14 protein-coding genes are annotated in these 19712 nt (G+C 66.4%); 9 read left to right on the forward strand and 5 right to left on the reverse strand.

Annotated elements, in window-relative coordinates; translation table 11 throughout:
- Positions 1 to 120 precede the first annotated feature (120 nt).
- Positions 121 to 3939: a multifunctional oxoglutarate decarboxylase/oxoglutarate dehydrogenase thiamine pyrophosphate-binding subunit/dihydrolipoyllysine-residue succinyltransferase subunit gene (locus AC6JAM_RS16295; protein WP_497935262.1), complete on the reverse strand. Its 3819-nt coding sequence runs from the start codon at positions 3937 to 3939 to the stop codon at positions 121 to 123.
- Positions 3940 to 4532: 593 nt separating this feature from the next.
- On the opposite strand from AC6JAM_RS16295, the gene AC6JAM_RS16300 reads away from it, so the two are divergent.
- The 5 genes from AC6JAM_RS16300 (at position 4533) to AC6JAM_RS16320 (ending at position 9684) form a co-directional block, all read left to right on the forward strand.
- Entirely contained in the window at positions 4533 to 5867 is a 1335-nt protein-coding gene (locus tag AC6JAM_RS16300) for a hemolysin family protein (protein ID WP_495634577.1), read from the forward strand.
- On the forward strand, positions 5864 to 6934 hold the full coding sequence (locus tag AC6JAM_RS16305; RefSeq protein ID WP_018768440.1) for a hemolysin family protein: 1071 nt from the start codon (positions 5864 to 5866) through the stop codon (positions 6932 to 6934). Before AC6JAM_RS16300 ends, AC6JAM_RS16305 begins: the two co-directional genes overlap by 4 nt.
- Before the next feature lie 76 nt (positions 6935 to 7010).
- Positions 7011 to 7988: a metal ABC transporter solute-binding protein, Zn/Mn family gene (locus AC6JAM_RS16310; protein ID WP_497935263.1), complete on the forward strand. Its 978-nt coding sequence runs from the start codon at positions 7011 to 7013 to the stop codon at positions 7986 to 7988.
- Entirely contained in the window at positions 7985 to 8800 is an 816-nt protein-coding gene (locus AC6JAM_RS16315) for a metal ABC transporter ATP-binding protein (RefSeq protein WP_018768438.1), read from the forward strand. Before AC6JAM_RS16310 ends, AC6JAM_RS16315 begins: the two co-directional genes overlap by 4 nt.
- A complete protein-coding gene (locus AC6JAM_RS16320; protein WP_056388024.1) occupies positions 8800 to 9684 on the forward strand; it encodes a metal ABC transporter permease in 885 nt (294 codons plus the stop codon). The genes AC6JAM_RS16315 and AC6JAM_RS16320 overlap by 1 nt, the downstream gene beginning before the upstream one ends.
- Here AC6JAM_RS16320 and AC6JAM_RS16325 read toward each other — a convergent pair.
- The gene (locus tag AC6JAM_RS16325; protein ID WP_018768436.1) at positions 9662 to 10123 is read right to left on the reverse strand and encodes a Fur family transcriptional regulator; all 462 of its coding nucleotides are present in this window, start codon (positions 10121 to 10123) and stop codon (positions 9662 to 9664) included. The genes AC6JAM_RS16320 and AC6JAM_RS16325 overlap by 23 nt on opposite strands.
- Positions 10124 to 10239: 116 nt before the next feature.
- On the opposite strand from AC6JAM_RS16325, the gene AC6JAM_RS16330 reads away from it, so the two are divergent.
- Positions 10240 to 10896 carry an MBL fold metallo-hydrolase gene (locus AC6JAM_RS16330; protein WP_018768435.1) on the forward strand — a complete coding sequence of 219 codons (657 nt, stop codon included), beginning with the start codon at positions 10240 to 10242 and terminating at the stop codon, positions 10894 to 10896.
- On the opposite strand, the gene AC6JAM_RS16335 is transcribed toward AC6JAM_RS16330, so the two are convergent.
- Entirely contained in the window at positions 10893 to 12005 is a 1113-nt protein-coding gene (locus tag AC6JAM_RS16335; RefSeq protein ID WP_326498082.1) for a PLP-dependent cysteine synthase family protein, read from the reverse strand. The two genes, AC6JAM_RS16330 and AC6JAM_RS16335, sit on opposite strands and share 4 nt — an antisense overlap.
- Before the next feature lie 108 nt (positions 12006 to 12113).
- Between AC6JAM_RS16335 and AC6JAM_RS16340 the strand changes: the two genes are divergently transcribed.
- Genes AC6JAM_RS16340 through AC6JAM_RS16350 form a run of 3 tightly spaced genes read left to right on the forward strand, consistent with a single transcriptional unit; the run spans position 12114 to position 14643 of the window.
- Positions 12114 to 13028, forward strand: a complete 915-nt coding sequence (locus tag AC6JAM_RS16340) for a sulfurtransferase (protein ID WP_056388021.1) — start codon at positions 12114 to 12116, stop codon at positions 13026 to 13028.
- Positions 13025 to 14218, forward strand: coding sequence for an NAD(P)-dependent alcohol dehydrogenase (locus tag AC6JAM_RS16345; protein WP_268003274.1), 1194 nt, complete (start codon positions 13025 to 13027; stop codon positions 14216 to 14218). Before AC6JAM_RS16340 ends, AC6JAM_RS16345 begins: the two co-directional genes overlap by 4 nt.
- Positions 14215 to 14643 (forward strand): HIT family protein, encoded by a 429-nt coding sequence (locus AC6JAM_RS16350; protein WP_018768431.1) that lies wholly within the window; start codon positions 14215 to 14217, stop codon positions 14641 to 14643. The genes AC6JAM_RS16345 and AC6JAM_RS16350 overlap by 4 nt, the downstream gene beginning before the upstream one ends.
- Before the next feature lie 25 nt (positions 14644 to 14668).
- Here the strand turns inward: AC6JAM_RS16350 and AC6JAM_RS16355 are convergent, their stop codons facing one another.
- Both AC6JAM_RS16355 and hrpA read right to left on the reverse strand, forming a co-directional pair.
- Positions 14669 to 15652, reverse strand: a complete 984-nt coding sequence (locus AC6JAM_RS16355) for a beta-ketoacyl-ACP synthase III (protein ID WP_134163838.1) — start codon at positions 15650 to 15652, stop codon at positions 14669 to 14671.
- Positions 15653 to 15682: 30 nt separating this feature from the next.
- Entirely contained in the window at positions 15683 to 19651 is a 3969-nt protein-coding gene (gene hrpA, locus AC6JAM_RS16360) for an ATP-dependent RNA helicase HrpA (protein WP_497935264.1), read from the reverse strand.
- Between the last annotated feature and the right edge of the window lie 61 nt (positions 19652 to 19712).

Here is a 19712-nt window from a genome sequence, read left to right on the forward strand (position 1 = left end):
TACGGCCGCTGCATCGTCGCCGCCGCGGCTGCGGGGGTACGGGGCGGCGCTGTCCATCCATTAAACAGAACTGCCCGGCCGGAGTCTGGTATTTCGACTCCGGCCGGGCAGCCTTACTGCTTACTTCCGTGCAAATGCCTGCTTCAGGAGGACATCCTGTTCCGCAGCGTGCCGCTTCATGGAGCCGGCTGCCGTGGAGGCGGATGCCGGCCGGGACACAAGGCGGACCCGCCGGTCAAGGGCCTCGGGCAGGTGCAGGCCGATGAATGGCCAGGGGCCCTGGTTGGCGGGCTCATCCTGTGCCCAGACCACTTCGGCGTTGGGGTACTTGGCGAGCTCCGCCGCGATCTCCTGGTGCGGCAGCGGGTAGAGCTGCTCCACGCGGATGATGGCGGTGGTCTTGTCGCCGGTCTTCTGCCGGGTGGACAGGAGATCGTAGTACAGGCGGCCGGAGACCAGAAGCACGCGTTCGACGGCGGTGGCCGGCAGCTGCTCATGCTCACCAATGACAGGACGGAAGGTGCCGCTGGTGAAGTCCTCCACGGACGAGGCGGCAGCCTTCAGGCGCAGCAGCTGCTTGGGCGTGAAGATGATCAACGGTTTGCGCGGCCGGTTGTACGCCTGGCGCCGCAGCAGGTGGAAGTGCGAGGCCGCCGTGGTGGGGTTGGCCACGATCATGTTGTCTTCCGCGCACAGTTGCAGGAAGCGCTCGATCCTCGCCGAGGAGTGGTCCGGGCCCTGGCCTTCGTAGCCGTGCGGGAGCATCAGGACCAGCGAGGACCGCTGGCCCCACTTCTGCTCTGCGGAGGAGATGAATTCGTCGATGATGGTCTGCGCACCGTTGACGAAGTCGCCGAACTGGGCCTCCCAGAGGACCAGGGCGTCCGGGCGTTCCACGGAGTAGCCGTACTCGAAGCCCATGGCCGCGTATTCGGACAGCAGTGAATCGTAGATCCACAGCTTGGCCTGGTCGTCGGAAAGGTTGCCCAGCGGCAGCCATTCCTTGCCGTTGGCACGGTCGTGGAAGACGGCGTGGCGCTGTACGAAGGTGCCGCGGCGGGAGTCCTGGCCGGCAAGGCGTACGGGGACGCCTTCCATGATCAGGGAGCCGAAGGCTGCGATCTCGCCGAAGCCCCAGTCGATGCCGCCTTCGCGGGACATCTGCTCGCGCTTTTCCAGCAGCTGCTTCAACTTGGGGTGGACCGTAAAGCCATCGGGGATCTCGACGTGTGCCTTGCCTATCCGGGCCAGGGTGTCGGCGCTGATGGCAGTGGAGGCCGGTGCGCTGACGCTGGAATCGGACTGCTGGGCCATGGGCCGCTCGATATCGGACACGGCAGCGGAATCCGCGGTCACGATCGGGATGGGGGAGGTCTGGGCGGCGTGGGTCTCGGCGAAGACCCGCTCCAGCCGTTCCTGGTAGTCGCGGAGCAGCTGCTCGGCTTCTTCCTCGGTAATGTCCCCGCGGCCGATGAGCGACTCCGTGTACAACTTGCGGACGGAGCGCTTGGCCTCGATCAGGTTGTACATCAGCGGCTGGGTCATCGAGGGGTCGTCACCCTCGTTGTGGCCCCGGCGGCGGTAGCACACCATGTCGATGACGACGTCCTTGTGGAAGCGCTGGCGGAATTCGTAGGCGAGCTGGCCGATGCGGACCACAGCCTCGGGGTCGTCGCCGTTCACGTGGAAGACCGGTGCCTGGATCATCTTGGCAACGTCCGTGGAGTACGTGGATGAGCGCGACGACGACGGGGCGGTGGTGAAGCCGACCTGGTTGTTGACCACGATGTGGATGGTTCCACCGGTGCGGTAACCACGCAGCTGGGACAGGTTGAGCGTTTCCGCAACCACGCCCTGGCCGGCGAAGGCAGCGTCGCCGTGGACCATGATGGGCAGGACGGGGAACGACTCGCCCTGGTCAAGGCGGTCCTGCTTGGCCCTGACAATGCCCTCGAGGACGGAGTCCACGGCTTCCAGGTGGGACGGGTTGGCGGCGAGGTAGACCTTGGTCTCCTTGCCGGTGTCCGAGGTGAAGGTACCTTCGGTGCCCAGGTGGTACTTGACGTCGCCGGAGCCCTGGACGGAGCGCGGATCCTGCGTGCCTTCGAATTCGCGGAACACCTGTGCGTAGGTCTTGCCGGCGATGTTCGTCAGGACGTTGAGGCGGCCGCGGTGGGCCATGCCGATGGCAACCTCGTCCAGGCCGTCATCGGCTGCATCGGACATGATGGCGTCCAGCAACGGAATCAGGGACTCGCCGCCTTCCAGCGAGAAGCGCTTCTGCCCCACGAACTTGGTCTGCAGGAAGGTTTCGAAGGCCTCGGCCGCGTTCAGCTTGGAGACGATCCGCAGCTGCTCTTCCCGGCTGGGCTTGGAGTAGGGGTGTTCCAGCTGGTCCTGGAACCACTTGCGCTCGGCAGGCTCCTGGATGTGCATGTATTCGATGCCGGTGGTGCGGCAGTAGGCATCCCGCAGGACTCCGAGGATGTCGCGGAACTTCAGCATCGGCTTGCCGCCGAAGCCGCCCGTGGGCCATTCGCGGTCCAGGTCCCAGAGGGTCAGGCCGTAGGTGAGGACGTCGAGGTCCGGGTGCTTGCGCTGCACGTACTCCAGCGGATCGGTATCCGCCATGAGGTGGCCGCGTACGCGGAAGGAGTGGATCAGCTGCTGGATCCGGGCAACCTTGTTGATCTCGTCAGCCGGATCCACCTGCAGGTCCGCACTCCAGCGGACAGGCTCGTAGGGGATGCGGAGGGCTTCGAAGATCTCGTCGTAGAAGTTCTGTGCGCCCAGCAGCAGCTGGTGCACCAGCTTGAGGAACTCGCCGCTGCCGGCGCCCTGGATGACGCGGTGGTCATACGTCGAGGTCAGGGTGAGGACCTTGCTGATGGCGTTGTGGGCGATGATCTTTTCGCTGGCACCCTGGAATTCGGCCGGGTAGTCAAGGGCGCCGACGCCGATGATGGCCGCCTGGCCCTTGGAAAGGCGCGGCACTGAGTGCACGGTGCCGATGCCGCCGGGGTTGGTCAGGGAGACAGTGGTGCCCTGGTGGTCCTCGGCGGTGAGCTTGCCGTTGCGGGCGCGCTTGATGAGGTCCTCGTACGTGTGCCAGAACTCGGCGAAGTTGAGGGTCTCGGCCTTCTTGATGTTCGGGACCATGAGCAGGCGGGTGCCGTCGGGCTTGGGCATGTCGATGGCGATGCCGAAGTTGACGTGGGCCGGCTGGACCGCAACGGGCTTGCCGTCCACCTCGTCGTAGTACACGTTCATCGACGGGAACTGGGAAAGGGCCCGGATGACTGCGTAGCCAATGAGGTGCGTGAAGGAGACCTTGCCGCCGCGGGCGCGGGCCAGGTTCGAGTTGATGACCACGCGGTTGTCGATGAGCAGCTTGGCCGGAATCGCCCGGACGCTGGTGGCCGTGGGCACCTCAAGGCTGGTGACCATGTTGGTGGCGATGGCCTTGGCAGGTCCGCGGAGGACGGAGACGACGTCCTCCTCCGGCGCGGTGGGGGCCTTGACGTTCTTGGGCAGCTGCGCCGGAATGGGCTGCGAGCCGGTGCCTGCTTCGGTCTTCTTGCCGCCGTCGCGTGCCTCCGTGGCGGGGGCCTTTTTGACCGGCGCAGGGGCTGGCGCAGGAGCGGCAGCCGGGGCGGCGGCGGGTGCCGCCGGGGGAGTGGCAGGGGCTGCGGCCGGCGACGGTGCCGAAGCAGCGGGTGCCGTCTTCACCACGGGCAGCTCGCGCGTAGGAGGATTGGCAGCGTGCGCGGAATTTCCATTGTTGGAAGAACCGTTACCCGAGTCGAAAGATTCAAACAGCGGCCACCACTTGGCGTCCACGGCGTTCTTGTCCTGTTGGTACTGCTCGTACAGTTCGTCAACGAGCCACTCGTTCCCGCCAAATTCCTCTGGTAGACGGTGGCTTGGCTGCTCTGGCACTTGAAATACGCCTCTTCCATGAGTTTGATTTCTCTTTGGCCCCCCGGTGCTTCAGCACTGCGATCGAACCAGTCTCTGCGTCCTCTGAACCCAGACCCTTAGCAAGTCTAGTGAGCATCTTGTGTTAACTGCCAATAAGGGTGACCCAAATCATGAAGTGACGAACATGGGGCTGAATGTGAGCCCAAAATTGCATCTGAATTGCCATCTGATACGCCCGGCTCCTGGAGCGCCAAGGGTCGCCGGGAAGCCCCGCAAAGTGCTGGGGCGGCCGGAGGCCGGGCCGCCCCGGCGGCGGACTGCCGCGCATCCGGCCGGGGCCGCTCCTGTAGACTGAAATTCTTATGGACAGTAAATCTAGGTGCCGGCCTGGGCACTGTCAGCGGAGCTCCACGAGGAGCGCCGCACAGTCCGCCCCCAGAGCCGGCAAACCCCGACAACGCGCCCATCACCAGCCAGCGGCCCAGCTTGCCGCATCCCGTGCGGACCAGTCCTCGGGATCCGCCGACCATCCTCCGCCGGGCCGAAGCAGCTCCTCCCTTTTCCGGTGGGCTGCGCTCCCGGCGGTCCTGCCGCTCCAGGCGGGATGCTGAATGGAGTGGCTCCTCCTGGCAGCAGGCCTGCTGCTGATCGCCGGCACCGGATTCTTTGTGGCCGTCGAGTTTTCCCTCATCGCTTTGGACCAATCCACCGTCCAGCGCGCCATTGACGACGGGGACAGCGGCGCTGTGCCGTTGCTCACCTGCCTCAAATCGCTGTCAACCCAGCTGTCCAGCTGCCAACTCGGCATCACCCTGACCACGCTGCTCACCGGCTACGTCATGGAACCCTCGGTTGGCCACCTCCTCGAGGCGCCGCTGGCCGCCGTCGGACTTCCCGCCGTGGCCGTGCAGTCCATCTCCCTCATCCTCGCCATGGTGCTGGCTACGCTGCTGTCCATGCTCCTGGGTGAGCTGGTGCCCAAGAACATGGCGATCGCGCTGTCGTTTCCCGTGGGCCGGGCGCTGGCCCGGCCGCAGCTGATCTTCACGGCGATCTTCAAACCGGCCATCCTTGTCCTGAACGGCTTTTCCAACAAGGTCCTGAACGTTTTCGGGCTGGAAGCCAAGGAAGAAATTTCCGGCGCGCGGACTCCGGCGGAGCTTGCCTCGCTGGTCCGCAGGTCGGCTGCGATGGGAACGCTCGACGCCGGGACTGCCAACTTCATCGCCCGCACCCTGAATTTCTCAACGCGGACGGCCGCGGACGTCATGACGCCGCGCATCCGGCTCGAGACAATCGACGCCGACCAGCCGGTCTCCGACGTGGTGGACGCAGCACGCAGGACCGGGTACTCCCGGTTCCCTGTTATTGGCGAGTCCGCCGACGACATCCGCGGACTGGTGCACGTCAAGAAGGCCGTCGCTGTTCCGTGGGACCGGCGCCGCAACCTTGAAGCGGGCGCCATCATGACCGAGGTACTGCGGGTGCCCGAGACCATCCACCTTGATGCACTCCTGGCCGAGCTCCGCGAGGGAAACCTCCAGCTGGCCGTCGTGCTTGATGAATACGGGGGTACGGCAGGCATCGCCACCCTTGAGGACCTGGTGGAGGAAATCGTGGGCGAGGTGGCGGACGAGCACGACAAGGTCCGTCCGGGGCTACTGCAAAGCGCCTCCGGCGACTGGTACTTTCCCGGGCTCCTCCGTCCGGACGAGTTGTCCGAACAGATCCCGGGGCTGAGTGTTCCGGACGAAGCGGCCTACGAGACCGTGGGCGGCTACGTCATGAGCAAACTCGGCCGGATCGCCGTGGTGGGGGACTCCGTCCCGGTGGGCGGCGGAACGCTCAGCGTTACCAGGATGGACGGCCGGAGAATCGACCGCATCTGCTTCCACCCGGCGGATCAACCGGCTGCACAGGACGCCAACGACAGGAGCAAGCCATGAGTGACTGGGCGGGCATCCTCTGGCTGGGCTTGCTCCTGCTGGGCAATGCCTTTTTCGTGGCGGCTGAGTTCGCCATCATGTCCGCGCGCCGCAGCCAGATTGAGCCCTTGGCCGACACCGGATCCAAGCGCGCCCAGACAACCCTGCGCGCCATGGAGAACGTGTCCTTGATGCTGGCCTGCGCGCAGCTTGGCATCACCGTCTGCTCCCTGCTGATCCTGCTGGTGGCCGAGCCGGCAATCCACCACCTGCTTGCCGTCCCCATCGAGACGGTGGGCCTGCCGGCGGAAGCTGCGGACGTTGCGGCCTTCGCCGTGGCCCTGATGCTGGTGACCTTCCTCCATGTCACATTCGGCGAGATGGTGCCCAAGAACATCTCGGTGTCCGTGGCGGACAAGGCCGCGCTGCTCCTGGCCCCGCCGCTGCTGTTCATCTCGCGGCTGGTCCATCCGGTGATTTCAGTCCTCAACTGGTCCGCCAACTACATCCTTAAGCTGATGCGGATCGAGCCCAAGGATGAGGTGACGTCCTCCTTCACGCTGGAGGAGGTGCAGTCGATCGTCCAGGAGTCCACCCGCCACGGCCTGGTGGACGACGACGCCGGGCTCATTACCGGTGCCCTGGAGTTCTCGGAGCACACGGCGGAGGACATCATGGTGCCGCTCGGGAAGCTGGTCATGCTGGGGGCTTCCACCACTCCGGTGGAGTTTGAAAAGGCCGTCAGCCGTACGGGATTCTCCCGGTTTCCCATGCTTGATGACGACGACATGCTCTACGGCTACCTCCACGTGAAGGATGTGCTGTCCATTCCGGAGTCCGCCTACGAACTGCCGATTGCCGAGAGCCGCATCCGCTCGCTGGCCAACCTGGCGCTGGGGGACGAGATCGAAAAAGCCATGTCCGTCATGCAGCGCACGGGATCCCACCTTGCACGCGTGATCGGCCCGGACGGCAAGACGCGGGGTGTGCTCTTCCTTGAGGACGTCATCGAACAGCTCGTCGGTGAAATCCGGGACGCGACGCAGGCCACCGGAATCCGCCGGTTGGGCCAGCCGAACGGAAATTGACCTAAATAGGAATCATTCGCATTTAGGTATAGGCTTGCACTGTCGTCCTCCCCATCTGCGTGAACTGAGGTTTCCCGTGCGCCGTACCGCCGCTGCCAGCTCTTTCCTTGCCGCCCTGACGGGCCTTGGCCTTCTGCTCAGTGCGTGCAGCCCGCAGCAGTCCGGGACGCCCGCTTCCACGCAGGGGATCAACGTCGTGGCCTCGACGAATGTGTACGGCGACATTGCCAGGAGCATCGGTGGGGATAAGGTCAGCGTGACCGCGATCATCAACAACGCCGGCCAGGATCCGCATTCCTATCAGGCAACCGCCCAGGACCGCCTCACTGTTTCGAAGGCGCAGCTGGTCATCGAAAACGGCGGCGGCTACGACGACTTCCTTCATACCCTGGTCGAGAGCAGCAAGCTCGACGGCGGTTCGGTGCTGACCGCCGTCGAAGTCTCCGGCCTTGCCCACCCGGAGGAGGAGGCTTCCGCCTCGACCGGGCCGGCCGCCGAAGGCCCTGGCGGGCACGATCACGGCAACTTCAACGAACACGTCTGGTACAGCCTGCCGGCCATGGAGCGGATGGCCGACAGCGTTGCGGCGAAGCTCGGCATGCTGGATCCCGGTTCTGCCGCCACGTTCACAGCCAACGCCGGCGCCTTCAAGGCCTCCCTCTCAGACCTGCACGGCAAGCTGGAGGCCCGGAAAGGCGCGGCGGCCGGAGGACAGGTTGCGGTCACCGAACCCGTTCCCCTCTACCTGCTCGAAGATGCGGGCCTGAAGAACGCCACACCTGAGGCCTACACTGCCGCGATCGAGGAGGGCACTGACGTCCCGCCCGCCGCCATGAAGGAGGCCACAGACCTGGTGGCGTCCGGGACAGTGCGGCTGCTGGCCTACAACGCGCAAACCGAGGGCCCGCAGACGGAAGCGCTGAAGAAGGCTGCTGAAGCCGCAGGGGTTCCGGTGGTGGACTTCACCGAAACCCTGCCTGAGGGAAAGACCTACGTGCAGTGGATGACGGACAATGTGAACAACGTCAGCAAAATTCTGGAGTCAAACAGGTGAAATCCGTCGTCAGCCTCAGCGGGGCGTGCCTCAGGTTCGGTCAGCGCACGCTTTGGGAGGATCTGGACCTGGACATCAGGCCCGGGGAGTTCTTCGCCGTGCTGGGTCCCAACGGCAGCGGCAAAACCAGTTTCCTGAAGGTCCTCCTGGGCCTGCAGAAGCTGCACTCCGGACAAGCGTTACTGGGCGGGCGGCCCGTGGAACGCGGCAGCAACCTGATCGGCTACATTCCACAACAGAAGTCGTTTCCGCAAGACACGCCCCTGCGTGCCCGCGATCTGGTGGCCCTGGGAGTCGACGGGCACCGGTGGGGCATCCGGTTGTCGGCCGGCAAGACAAACCGCAGGGTGGACCAGCTCCTGGAACTGGTGGGCGCCTCCGACTACGCCAAGGTCCCCGTTGGCCAGCTCTCCGGCGGGGAGCAACAGCGGCTCCGCGTGGCGCAGGCACTGGCAACTGATCCGCAGGTCCTGCTCTGCGATGAGCCGCTGTTGTCCCTTGACCTGCACCACCAGCAGGCAGTCAGCGCCCTGATCAACAAACAAAGCCGCGAACACAACAGCGCCGTTGTCTTCGTTACCCACGAAATCAACCCCATCATCGACTACGTGGACCGGGTCCTGTACCTGGCAGGGGGACGGTTCCGGGTGGGGACGCCGGAAGAGGTCATGACCACGGAAGTGCTCTCCGACCTCTACGGCACCCAGGTGGAGGTGATCCACGCCAACGGCCGGATCGTCGTCGTTGGCCTGCCCGATGCCACCACCCACCACCACGCCGAGGCTGACGCCCTGGCAGGGGAGGCAGCGTAATGGACGCCGACAGCATCCTCGGTGCCATCTTCAACTTCGACAACTACGGCGAACTGCTGGTCCTGGTCCAGAACTCAATCTGGGCGGGCGCCATCCTGGGGCTCCTTGGCGGCCTCGTGGGCACGTTCGTCATGAAGCGGGACCTCGCTTTCGCGGTCCACGGCATCTCCGAACTTTCCTTCGCCGGCGCCGCCTTCGCCCTGCTGGTCGGTGCGGACGTGGTTTTTGGCTCGCTCATAGGATCGGTGGCGGCAGCGCTGCTGCTGGGCCTGATGGGTGTCCGGGCCAGGGACAAGAACTCAACCATCGGCGTGATCATGCCGTTCGGCCTGGGACTCGGAATCCTGTTCCTGTCCCTGTACCAGGGCCGGGCCGCAAACAAGTTCGGGCTCCTCACCGGGCAAATCGTTTCCGTGGACACCGTCCAGCTCCAGGCCCTCGCCGGGACCGCTGTCGTGGTGATGCTGGTGCTGGTGGCCATCTGGCGGCCGCTAACCTTCGCCAGCGTGGATCCCGAACTCGCCGAGGCGCGGGGAGTCCCGGTCCGCACGCTGGCCCTCGTCTTCATGGTCCTCCTGGGCGTCAGTGTGGCCTTGTCCATCCAGGTGGTCGGCGCCCTGCTGGTGCTTGCGCTGCTGATTACGCCGGCGGCCGCGGCCCTGCGGGTCACGTCGTCGCCGGTTGCGGCGGTGGTCCTGAGCGTCGTTTTTGCTGTCACCGCAACGGTGGGCGGAATCCTGCTGGCACTGGGCGGACGGATCCCCATCAGCCCCTACGTCACCACGTTGTCGTTCCTGATCTACGTGGCCTGCCGCGCCATCAGCTCCGTGCGCGCCGCGCGCGGCATCAACGGGCGGGTCCTTACAGCTTCCCGGCAGCCTTAAGGGCGGTGCAGTCAGGGCACAGGCCGAAAATCTCCACGGTATGGTCCACCTCGGTAAACCCATGCTCGGCGGCCGTGCGCACCGCCCACGTTTCGACGGCGGGTGCCTCCACCTCCACTGCCTTTCCGCAGTTCCTGCACAGCAGGTGGTGGTGATGCGCGGTCACCGCACAGCGCCGGTACACGGCCTCGCCGTCGCCATTGCGCAGCACATCCACCAGTCCCTCATCGGCGAGTGACTGCAGGATCCGGTAGGCAGTGGCCAATGACACGGACACGCCCTGGTTCTGCAGGATGCGGTACAGCTCCTGCGTGCTGACGAAGTCGTCCAGGTGGTCCAGGGCCGCACTGACGGCCTTGCGCTGCTTGGTAACGCGCTGTTCCCTGCCGCCTCCTGCCGGGGATGGGGCGGCGGAATCAGCCTTGACGCCGATCGGCATGGACGAACTCGCTTCCGTGGGGGGCAAACACCAAGATTACCAGCCGGAGCTTCATGGGCCGGAGTGCAGGACAGGGTCCGTGGACAGGCTTCCGGGGCGGACCCTAGGCTGGCGCTATGAAGCTGACCAAGTACACCCACGCCTGTATCCGGCTCGAGAAGGAAGGCCGCATCCTGGTACTGGACCCCGGCACCTTCTCCGAATCAGCCGAGGCGCTGTCAGGGGCGCAGGCAGTCCTGGTAACCCACGAACACGCAGACCATCTTGACAGCAAGGCCGTGGTGGCCGCCCTCGAAGGAGATCCGGGCCTGGCGCTGTATGCCCCCGGGGGCGTGGCCGGGCAACTGCGCCGGGAAGCCGCCGCCGCGGCAGACCGCATCCATACGGTGGAACCCGGCCAATCCTTCCAGGCCGCCGGCTTCGACATCCGCAGCTTTGGCGGCCAGCACGCCCTGATACACCCGCAGATCCCGGTGGTTGCCAACATCGGTTTCCTGGTGGACGGAAACGTGTACCACCCGGGGGACTCGTTCATCATCCCGGACGGAATCCAGGTCCAGACGCTCCTGGTCCCGCTGCACGCGCCGTGGAGCAAGTCCGCCGAGGTTGTTGACTTCGTCATCGGTGTGCGGGCGCCGCGCGCCTTCCAGATCCATGACGGCCTGCTCAACGACAACGGCCTGGGCATCGTTGAAGGCCATGTCAAGCGGATCGGCGCCAAGTACGGCACCGAATACAGGCACCTGGCCGCCCGCGAGTCCGTGGAGGTTTAGGCCGGCGCGCCGGTCCACTCCCCGGTGTCCAGGAAGCGCGAAATCACGGCCTCGTAGGGCGCCGGATCCAGCCCCTGGGAAGCCAGCCAGTCCTGGTTCCAGTAGTTGCCCGCATACCGTTCGCCGCCGTCGCACATCAACGACACGATGCTGCCCTTGCGGCCCTCGGACAGCATCTGGGCCACCGTCTGCCAGACTCCCCACAGGTTGGTTCCGGTGGAGGGACCTGCATGCAGGCCGGCGAATGAGTTCAGGTGCCGCATTGCTGCCACCGAGGCGGCATCCGGCACCTGGACCATCCGGTCGATCACCGTAGGGATGAAGCTCGGCTCCATCCGGGCCCGGCCAATGCCTTCGATGCGCGAGGGCAGGCCGGTGGGCCGTCCGGCTGCTTCCCCCAGCCAGCCTGGATAGAAGGCCGAGTTCTCCGGGTCCACCACCAGCAACCGTGTGGGATGGCTGTGGTAGCGCAGATACCGGCCGATCGTGGCGCTGGTTCCGCCCGTACCGGCGCCAACCACGATCCACTCCGGCACCGGATGCGGCTCCAGGCTGAGCTGCCCGAAGATCGATTCGGCGATGTTGTTGTTCCCGCGCCAGTCGGTGGCCCGCTCCGCGAACGTGAACTGGTCCATGTAATGCCCGTTGCAGGTGGCGGCTACTTCTTCGGCTGTCGAATACACATCCGTGGCGTTCTCCACCAGCAGGCAGGAGCCGCCGAACTTTTCGATCAGCGCGATCTTTTCCGGGCTGGTGGTGCGGGCCATCACGGCGACAAAGGGCAAACCCAGCAACTGGGCGAAGTAGGCCTCCGAGACCGCGGTGCTGCCGCTTGAGGCCTCCACGATGGTGGTGTCCGCCCGGATCCAGCCGTTGACCAGCCCGAACAGGAACAGGGACCTGGCCAGCCGGTGCTTCAGGCTGCCGGAGCGGTGCGTGGACTCGTCCTTGAGGTACAGCTGGATGCCCCACTGTTCCGGCAGCGGCACGGAGTACAGGTGCGTGTCCGCGGAACGGTTGTTTTCGGCGGTGATGGTGCGGATGGCCTGGTCGGCCCAGTCCCGGTCCGTTCCGCCATCGTTCCTGCCGGTGCTGCCCTCGATCGTCACCAGTCCAGCCTACCCGCGGGCCGGGAACTCCCCGTCTAGAGTGGGACCGGCGGCCGTCCAGGCAGAATATCCCGCGTCCGCCGTCAGCACGCTGCAGAAGGAGCACCGATGAAACCGTTGATGGACGTTGCCGCCCTCCAGGCCAGGCTCGGCGCCGGGCGCCGGACGGTGCTGCTGGACGTGCGCTGGGTCCTGGGCGATCCGCACGGCCACGAACACTATCTCGCAGGGCACCTGCCGGGTGCCGTCTTCGTGGACCTGGCCTCCGAGCTGTCCGACCCGGCGGTTCCGGACCGGGGACGGCACCCCCTGCCCTCCTCCGGACAGTTCCAGGAGTCGGCCCGGCGCTGGGGCATCAAGAAGGGCGACGTCGTGGTCGCCTACGATGACAGCGCGAACATGGCGGCCGCAAGGGTGTGGTGGATGCTCCGCGATGCCGGCCTCAATGAGGTGTACCTGCTCGACGGCGGCCTGGCCGCCTGGCGTGCCGCCGGCCTGCCCCTCGAACCGGGCCCGGTCCATCCCGCGCGCGGCGACGTGGAGCTGGGCAGCGGGCAGATGCCAGTGGTCGACGCCGGTGCTGCCGCAGCCTGGCCGAGGGATGGGCTGCTGTTCGATGCCAGGGCAGGGGAGAGGTACCGGGGCGAGGTCGAACCGGTTGATCCCCGTGCCGGACACATTCCGGGAGCGGTGAGCGCCCCCACCACCGGGAACGTGGACGACGCCGGGCGGTTCCTGCCGCGGGAAGAGCTGCGGCGGAGGTTTGAATCCCTTGGCGTGGTGGCAGGCCTCCCGGTGGCCGTCTATTGCGGGTCCGGCGTCACGGCCGCCCACGAGGTGGCTGCACTGGAACTCGCCGGGTTTCCGGCAGCCCTGTACCCAGGCTCCTTTTCGGAGTGGTCCAACCGGCCCGGGCTGCCGGTGGCCGTGGGTCCGGAACCCGGGGGCGGCGGAACGGAGGCCCGGGAGGGCGGAAGGCCGGCTGGAAACTCCGCAGGCGGCGGGGGTAGCGTCGCACTATGACACCAGGACGCCCGGTACCACCGCCCCTAGCAAAACCCATAGATCCAGCCCAACCCAACGACCCCTCCAACCCTCTGGATCCCGTATCTGATGCTGCCCCCGCCGCTGAAGCCGGGTCGCTTGCCGGCGCCTGGGGTGCGGTCTCCCGGGAGAGCGGACTGGTGCCGCTGACCGTGGCCCGGCGCGCGCCCAAGCCGGACGACGTGGAGATCGCCATCGAGTTCTGCGGGCTCTGCCACTCCGACGTGCACGCAACCCGCGGAGAATGGGGCGGCCAGGCGTACCCCCTGGTTCCCGGCCACGAAATCGTGGGAACCGTCAGCAGGATCGGCGCGGACGTTACCGACTTCGCCATAGGCGACCGGGTGGGCGTGGGCTGCATGGTGGACTCCTGCCGCGAGTGCGACAGTTGCCTTGACGGCCTTGAGCAGTACTGCGAAAACGGGATGACCGGCACTTACGGTGCCAAGGACCGGCGGAACGGTGACGCAATCACCCAGGGCGGGTATTCCTCGTCCATCGTGGTGGACCGCCGGTACGTCCTGCGTGTCCCGGCGTCGCTGGACCCGGCCGCCGTCGCGCCCCTGCTGTGCGCCGGCGTCACCACGTTCTCCCCGTTGCGGCACTTCGACGTCGGGGAAGGGGACGTGGTGGGCGTCGTCGGGCTGGGCGGGCTCGGCCACATGGCCGTCAAGCTTGCAAAGGCGATGGGGGCGAAGGTGGTGGTATTCACCACGTCAGAGTCCAAGGTGGCGGCCGCGCTGGAGCTTGGCGCGGACGAGGTTGTCCTGTCCCGGGACGGGGAGGCGATGGCGGCCGCGGACCGCACGGTGGACCTCATCATCGATACCGTTGCCGCCCCGCACGACCTGAACCCCTTCTTCCGCACCCTGCGCGTGGACGGGGCATTGTTCCAGCTGGGACTGCCCTCCGAGGCGATGCCGCCGGTCAACCCGGGTGCTCTGATCCGGCGCCGGATCGCCTATGCAGGGTCCTTGATCGGCGGGATTGCCGAGACCCAGGAGATGCTGGATTTCTGCGCTGAACACGGCGTGGTGGCCGACATTGAGATGGTGACCGCTGCCCAGCTGAATGAAGCTTACGACCGGATGGTCGCAGGAGACGTTAAGTACCGGTTCGTGCTGGATACCGGCACGCTGCAGGCAGCCGCTGAGGAGACAGACGCATGAGCACACTGTTCACGAAGATCATCAAGGGTGAGATCCCCGGCCGGTTTGTGTGGCGGGAGGACGACGTTTCGGCGTTCCTGACCACCGGCCCGCTCGCGGACGGCCACACGCTGGTGGTTCCCACCGAAGAAGTGGACCGCTGGACGGACGCGTCGCCGGAAACACTGGCCAAGGTCATGGAAGTGGCACGGCGCATCGGTGCCGTCCAGGTGGACATTTTCGGGGCACGCCGGGCGGGCCTTATCGTGGCGGGCTACGAAATCAACCACCTGCACGTCCACGTGTGGCCATCGCAAAGCATGGCCGACTTCGACTTCGGATCGGCGGACCAGAACCCGGACCCCGCAGTCCTCGACGCCAACGCGGAGAAACTGCGCGACGGCCTCCGGGCCGCCGGGTACGGGGAGTTCGTGCCCGGCAGGTAGGACGCGGGGAAGGCTGGCAGGGAGATCAGTCCCGGCGCGGCGTCATCGCCACCATGCCCGCATAGGTGAAGCCGCCGCCGAAGCCGAAAAGCAGTGCGGGGACGTCCGCCGGGATCCTTCCGGAGTGCCACCATTTGCTCAGCCCCAGCGGCACGCTGGCAGCGGACGTGTTCCCGGACTCGGTGACGTCGGTGATGACAATCCGGTCCGACAGCCCCAGGGCCTCGGCCAGCGGTTCGATGATGCGGAGGTTGGCCTGGTGCGCGGCAAGGACCTGGATGTCGTCCATTGCCAGCCCCGCCCTGGCCACCGTCTCGCGGGCACGCTCCGGCGCTTTGGTCAGGGCCCACCGCAGCACCTCGCGGCCGTTCTGCGAAAACCTGCCCGACGGCGGGGAGATCCGGACAGCATCGGCCATGCCGCCCTCGGACCCCCACACCACCGGGCCAATGCGGGGCGTCTCCGACGGACGCACGACGGCGGCGCCGGCGCCGTCCGCGGTGAGCACCGCCGTCGCGCGGTCCGTCCAGTCGGTCACGGCTGAGAGGGTTTCCGCGCCAACGACGATCGCGTGGGAGGCGCTGCCGCTGCGGATGGCCTGGTCGGCCACGCCGAGGGCGTACTCAAAGCCCGAACAGGCCGTATTGACGTCCATGATGGCCGGTCCCCGGCCGTCCCGTCCCAGGCCCAGCGCCTCGGCCACCCGGCCCGCGGTGTTGGGGGAACGTTCGGCGGCCGTGGTGGTGGCCACCACCACGAGGTCGACGTCCGCGGCCGCGACGCCCGAATCGGCCAGGGCCATCCGTGCCGCCGGAACCGCGAGGTCCACCACTGTCTCGCCCTCGCCGGCGATGTGCCTTGTGACGATGCCGGTGCGCTGGCGGATCCACTCGTCGTTGGTGTCCATCATGCCCTCGAGCTCATGGTTGTCCATGATGCGCGCGGGCTGGGCGTGGCCGAGCCCTGCAATCTCTGTCCCTGCCGGGCCCTGGGCAAGCGTGAGCTTCATTGGATTCCTCTCCTTGGTGGCTGGCCGCCGCTAGGCGGGGGCCAGTGCTTTGTTGAGCACGGCGCGGATCCGCTTCTCAGACACTGAATACGCGGTGCCGAGCTCGACGGCGAACAGGCTTACCCGAAGTTCCTCGATCATCCAGCGCACCTGGGTTAACTCGCGTCCTGCCCGCCGTCCGGGCAGCAGCGCCGAGACGGCATCGTCGTAGTCGTCCTCAAGCCGCTGGACGACAGCCATGTTAAGGGCGTCGCGCTGGACGTTGCCGGGCAGCCGCTCCAGCCGCTTCTCGATGGCCGCCAGGTACCGGGGCATCTGGCTGAGCTGTGCGTAGCCCGTGCGTGCCACAAAACCGGGATACACCAGTTGTTCCAGTTGGCTCTTGACGTCGTTGAGCGCGCTGATCAGGGCCAGGCTGGTGGTGCCCTTGAGCTGCTTCTCGATCCGGCGGGTGCTGGCCAGGATGCGCTCCACCACGGCGGTGACCGTGAAGACGGTGTCGATCAGTTCGGCACGCACCAGCTCATACAGCTGGTCAAAGGCCTTCCGGTCCCAGGGAAGGTCTGCGGGGGTGAGCTTGTCGATGGCCGCCAGCGCGCAGTCCGCGATGAGGGCGGATACCGAGCCGTGCGGGTTCTGGCTGAAGGTCAGCTTTTCCGTGTTGCTCAGGTGCTCCAGGACGTAGCGGTCCGGCGCCGGAACCCGCAGGGCAAGCAGGCGGATCACGCCGCCGCGCATCGCGTCGAGCTGTTCCTCCTGCGTCTGGAAGACCCGCAGCGACACTGAGGTTCCCTGGTCCACCAGGGCCGGGTACCCGGTGACGGTGTGGCCTTTGACCATGCTGCTCACCTGGCGTTCGATGGTGCCGAAACTCCATTCCGTCAGGCCTTCCTGCTCCACGAACCCGGCCGCGGCGGAGGTTCCCGGCACCCCGGCAGCCTGCGGGCGTGCGGCTGCTCCGGCGTCGGACGCCTTGCCGTTCCTGCGCTGCTGGGCCTTGCCGCCGGCGCCGGGCGCAGTGGAGGCCGGCGTGGCGCCGAGCGAGTCTGCAATCGCACGCCGGGTGGCAGGAGCCAGCCTCTCCTGCAGTTCGGCCAGGTCCTTTCCTTCGCCCAGCACCTTGCCGCCGCTGTCCACCACCTTGAAACTCACGCGCAGGTGCGCAGGCACGGCGTCCCAGTTCCAGGAACCGGGTGGGATGATGGCGCCGCGGATCCCCCGCAGCGCGAGTTCCAGCGACGGCTCCAGCTCATCCCGGGCAGGATCGAAGTCCGCTTCGAGGACCGCCACCGCCTGCCGGGCAACATCGGGGGCAGGAACGAAGTTCTTGCGGACCTGCTTGGGCAGCGACTTGATCAACGCGGTCACCAGCTCCACGCGCTGGCCGGGGATCAGCCAGCGGAACGGGGCATCGTCCAGCTGGTTGAGGAACAGGACGGGAACTTCGGCCGTGACGCCGTCGGACGGGTTGGGCGGTGAACCAGGAGCCACGGGGTGGAACTCGTACGTCAGCGGAAGCTCGAAGCCCTTGTGCAACCAGGTCTTGGGGTAGGCCGATTCATCCAGGTCATCGGCGTCGTCACTGAGGAGCAGCGATTTGTCGTAGTCCAGGAGGTCCGGATTCTCCCGGCGGGCATCCTTCCACCATTTATCGAAGTGCCGTTCGGAAACCACGTCGGGGCCGATCCTGGCGTCATAGAACTCGAACAGCGTCTCGTCATCCACCAACAGGTCGCGGCGGCGCATGCGTGCCTCGAGTTCCTCCACCTCATGCAGGAGCGCCCGGTTGCGGTGGAAGAACTTGTGGTGGGTCTTCCAGTCACCCTCCACCAGGGCATGCCGGATGAACAGCTCCCGGGCCACGACCGGATCCACCCTGCCGTAGTTAATCCGCCGCTGGGCAATGATGGGAACGCCATAAAGGGTGACCTTTTCGTAGGCCATGACCGCGCCCTGCCGCGTGGACCAGTGCGGTTCACTGTAGGTGCGCTTCACCAGGTCCGGTGCCACCTGCTCGGCCCACAGGGGATCGAATTTGGCCGCCACCCTGGCCCACAGGCGGCTGGTTTCCACCAGCTCCGCTGCCATGACGAACGTGGGGGACTTCTTGAACAGCGCGGAACCGGGGAAGATCGCGAACCGGCTGCCGCGGGCACCTGCATACTCGCGCTTGCGCTCATCCAGGATTCCGATGTGGCTCAGGAGCCCGGACAGCAGGCTGATGTGGATCCCGTCATGGTTGCCCACGGGATCGGCCAGGCGCTTGTTGTCCAGGGCGATCCCCAGCGGCCGCGCAAGCTGGCGCAACTGCGCGAAGAGGTCCTGCCACTCGCGAACCCGCAGGTAGTTGATGAATTCGGCCCGGCACAACCGGCGGAAGGCCGACGAGGACAGTTCCTGCTGTTTCTCCTGCAGGTAGTTCCAGAGGTTGAGGTAGCCGGTGAAGTCCGAGTTTTCGTCCCGGAAGCGGTTGTGCTTTTCCGCGGCCAGCTGCTGCTTGTCTGTGGGCCGTTCGCGGGGGTCCTGAATGGTCAGCGCGGCCGCCAGGACCATGACTTCGCGGACGCAGCCGCGTTTTCCGGCCTCCACGATCATTCGGCCCAGGCGGGGATCGACGGGCAGCTGGGCGAGTTTCTGTCCGACGGCGGTGAGGCCGCCGCCTGCCCCGGGCTTACCGCCGTTGTCTTGCGGGCGTGGGGGAGCCAGGGCGCCGAGCTCGCGAAGGAGGGTAACGCCATCGTTGATGGCCCGCGTTTCCGGCGGCTCGACAAAGGGGAACTCCTCAACGTCCTTGGGGCCCTTTGCCACGCCCATGGCGGTCATCTGGAGGATGACGGCGGCGAGGTTGGTGCGCAGGATCTCCGGATCCGTGAACCGGGGCCGGGACTCGTAGTCCTCCTCCGAGTAGAGCCGGATGGCGATGCCGTCAGACACCCGGCCGCAGCGGCCGGAGCGCTGGTTGGCCGATGCCTGCGAGACGCGTTCGATGGGCAGGCGCTGGACCTTGGTGCGGTGCGAATACCGGGAGATGCGGGCCGTGCCCGTGTCGATGACGTACTTGATGCCCGGCACCGTGAGCGACGTTTCCGCCACGTTGGTGGCAAGCACGATCCGGCGCTTGCTGCCGGGGTGAAACACCTTGTGCTGCTCCTGCAGGCTCAGGCGCGCGAACAGGGGAAGGATCTCGGTGTTGGACAGCCTTCGGTTGGACTGGATCCGGGCCTGGAGTGCGTCCGCGGCGTCGCGGATCTCCCGCTCGCCGGAGAAGAAGACCAGGATGTCACCGGGCGCCTCCGCCGCGAGCTCGTCCACCGCATCGCAGACGGCATCCAGGGGATCGCGGTCCTCCTCGAGTTCATCGTCCGAGGGGTCGTCGTCGTCGGCCTTGGGCTGGGACAGCGGCCGGTAGCGGATTTCCACTGGATAGGTCCGGCCGGAGACTTCGACGATGGGAGCGGGTTGTTCCGGGGTCCCGAAGTGGTGGGCGAACCGTTCCGGGTCGATGGTGGCCGAGGTGATGATCACCTTCAGGTCCGGCCGCTGCGGCAGGATCCGCTTGAGGTAGCCCAGGATGAAGTCGATGTTGAGGCTTCGTTCGTGTGCCTCGTCAATGATGATGGTGCTGTACCTGCGCAGCAGTCTGTCCCGCTGGATCTCGGCAAGCAGGATGCCGTCGGTCATCAGCTTGACCTTGGTTGCCTTGCTTACCTCACCGGTGAAACGGACCTGGAAGCCCACCTCCTGGCCGATGTCCACGCCAAGCTCTTCCGCAATGCGCTCGGCCACGGTCCGGGCTGCCAGCCGCCGGGGCTGCGTGTGGCCGATCAGTCCCTTCTCGCCCAGGCCAAGTTCCAGGCACATCTTGGGGATCTGGGTGGTCTTTCCGGAGCCGGTCTCGCCGGCGATGATGGTCACCTGGTTGGCCGCGATCGCGGCCATCAAGTCCTCGCGGCGCTCGGAAACCGGCAGCTCGGCGGGATAGGAGATATGAAAAGTCATGGCTGCAGACAGTCTACTGCGGGAGCCCCGGCTTCCCGTTTGTACTGCCGGCAGGTGTCCG

The organism is Arthrobacter sp. GmRoot5-12 (assembly GCF_059739365.1).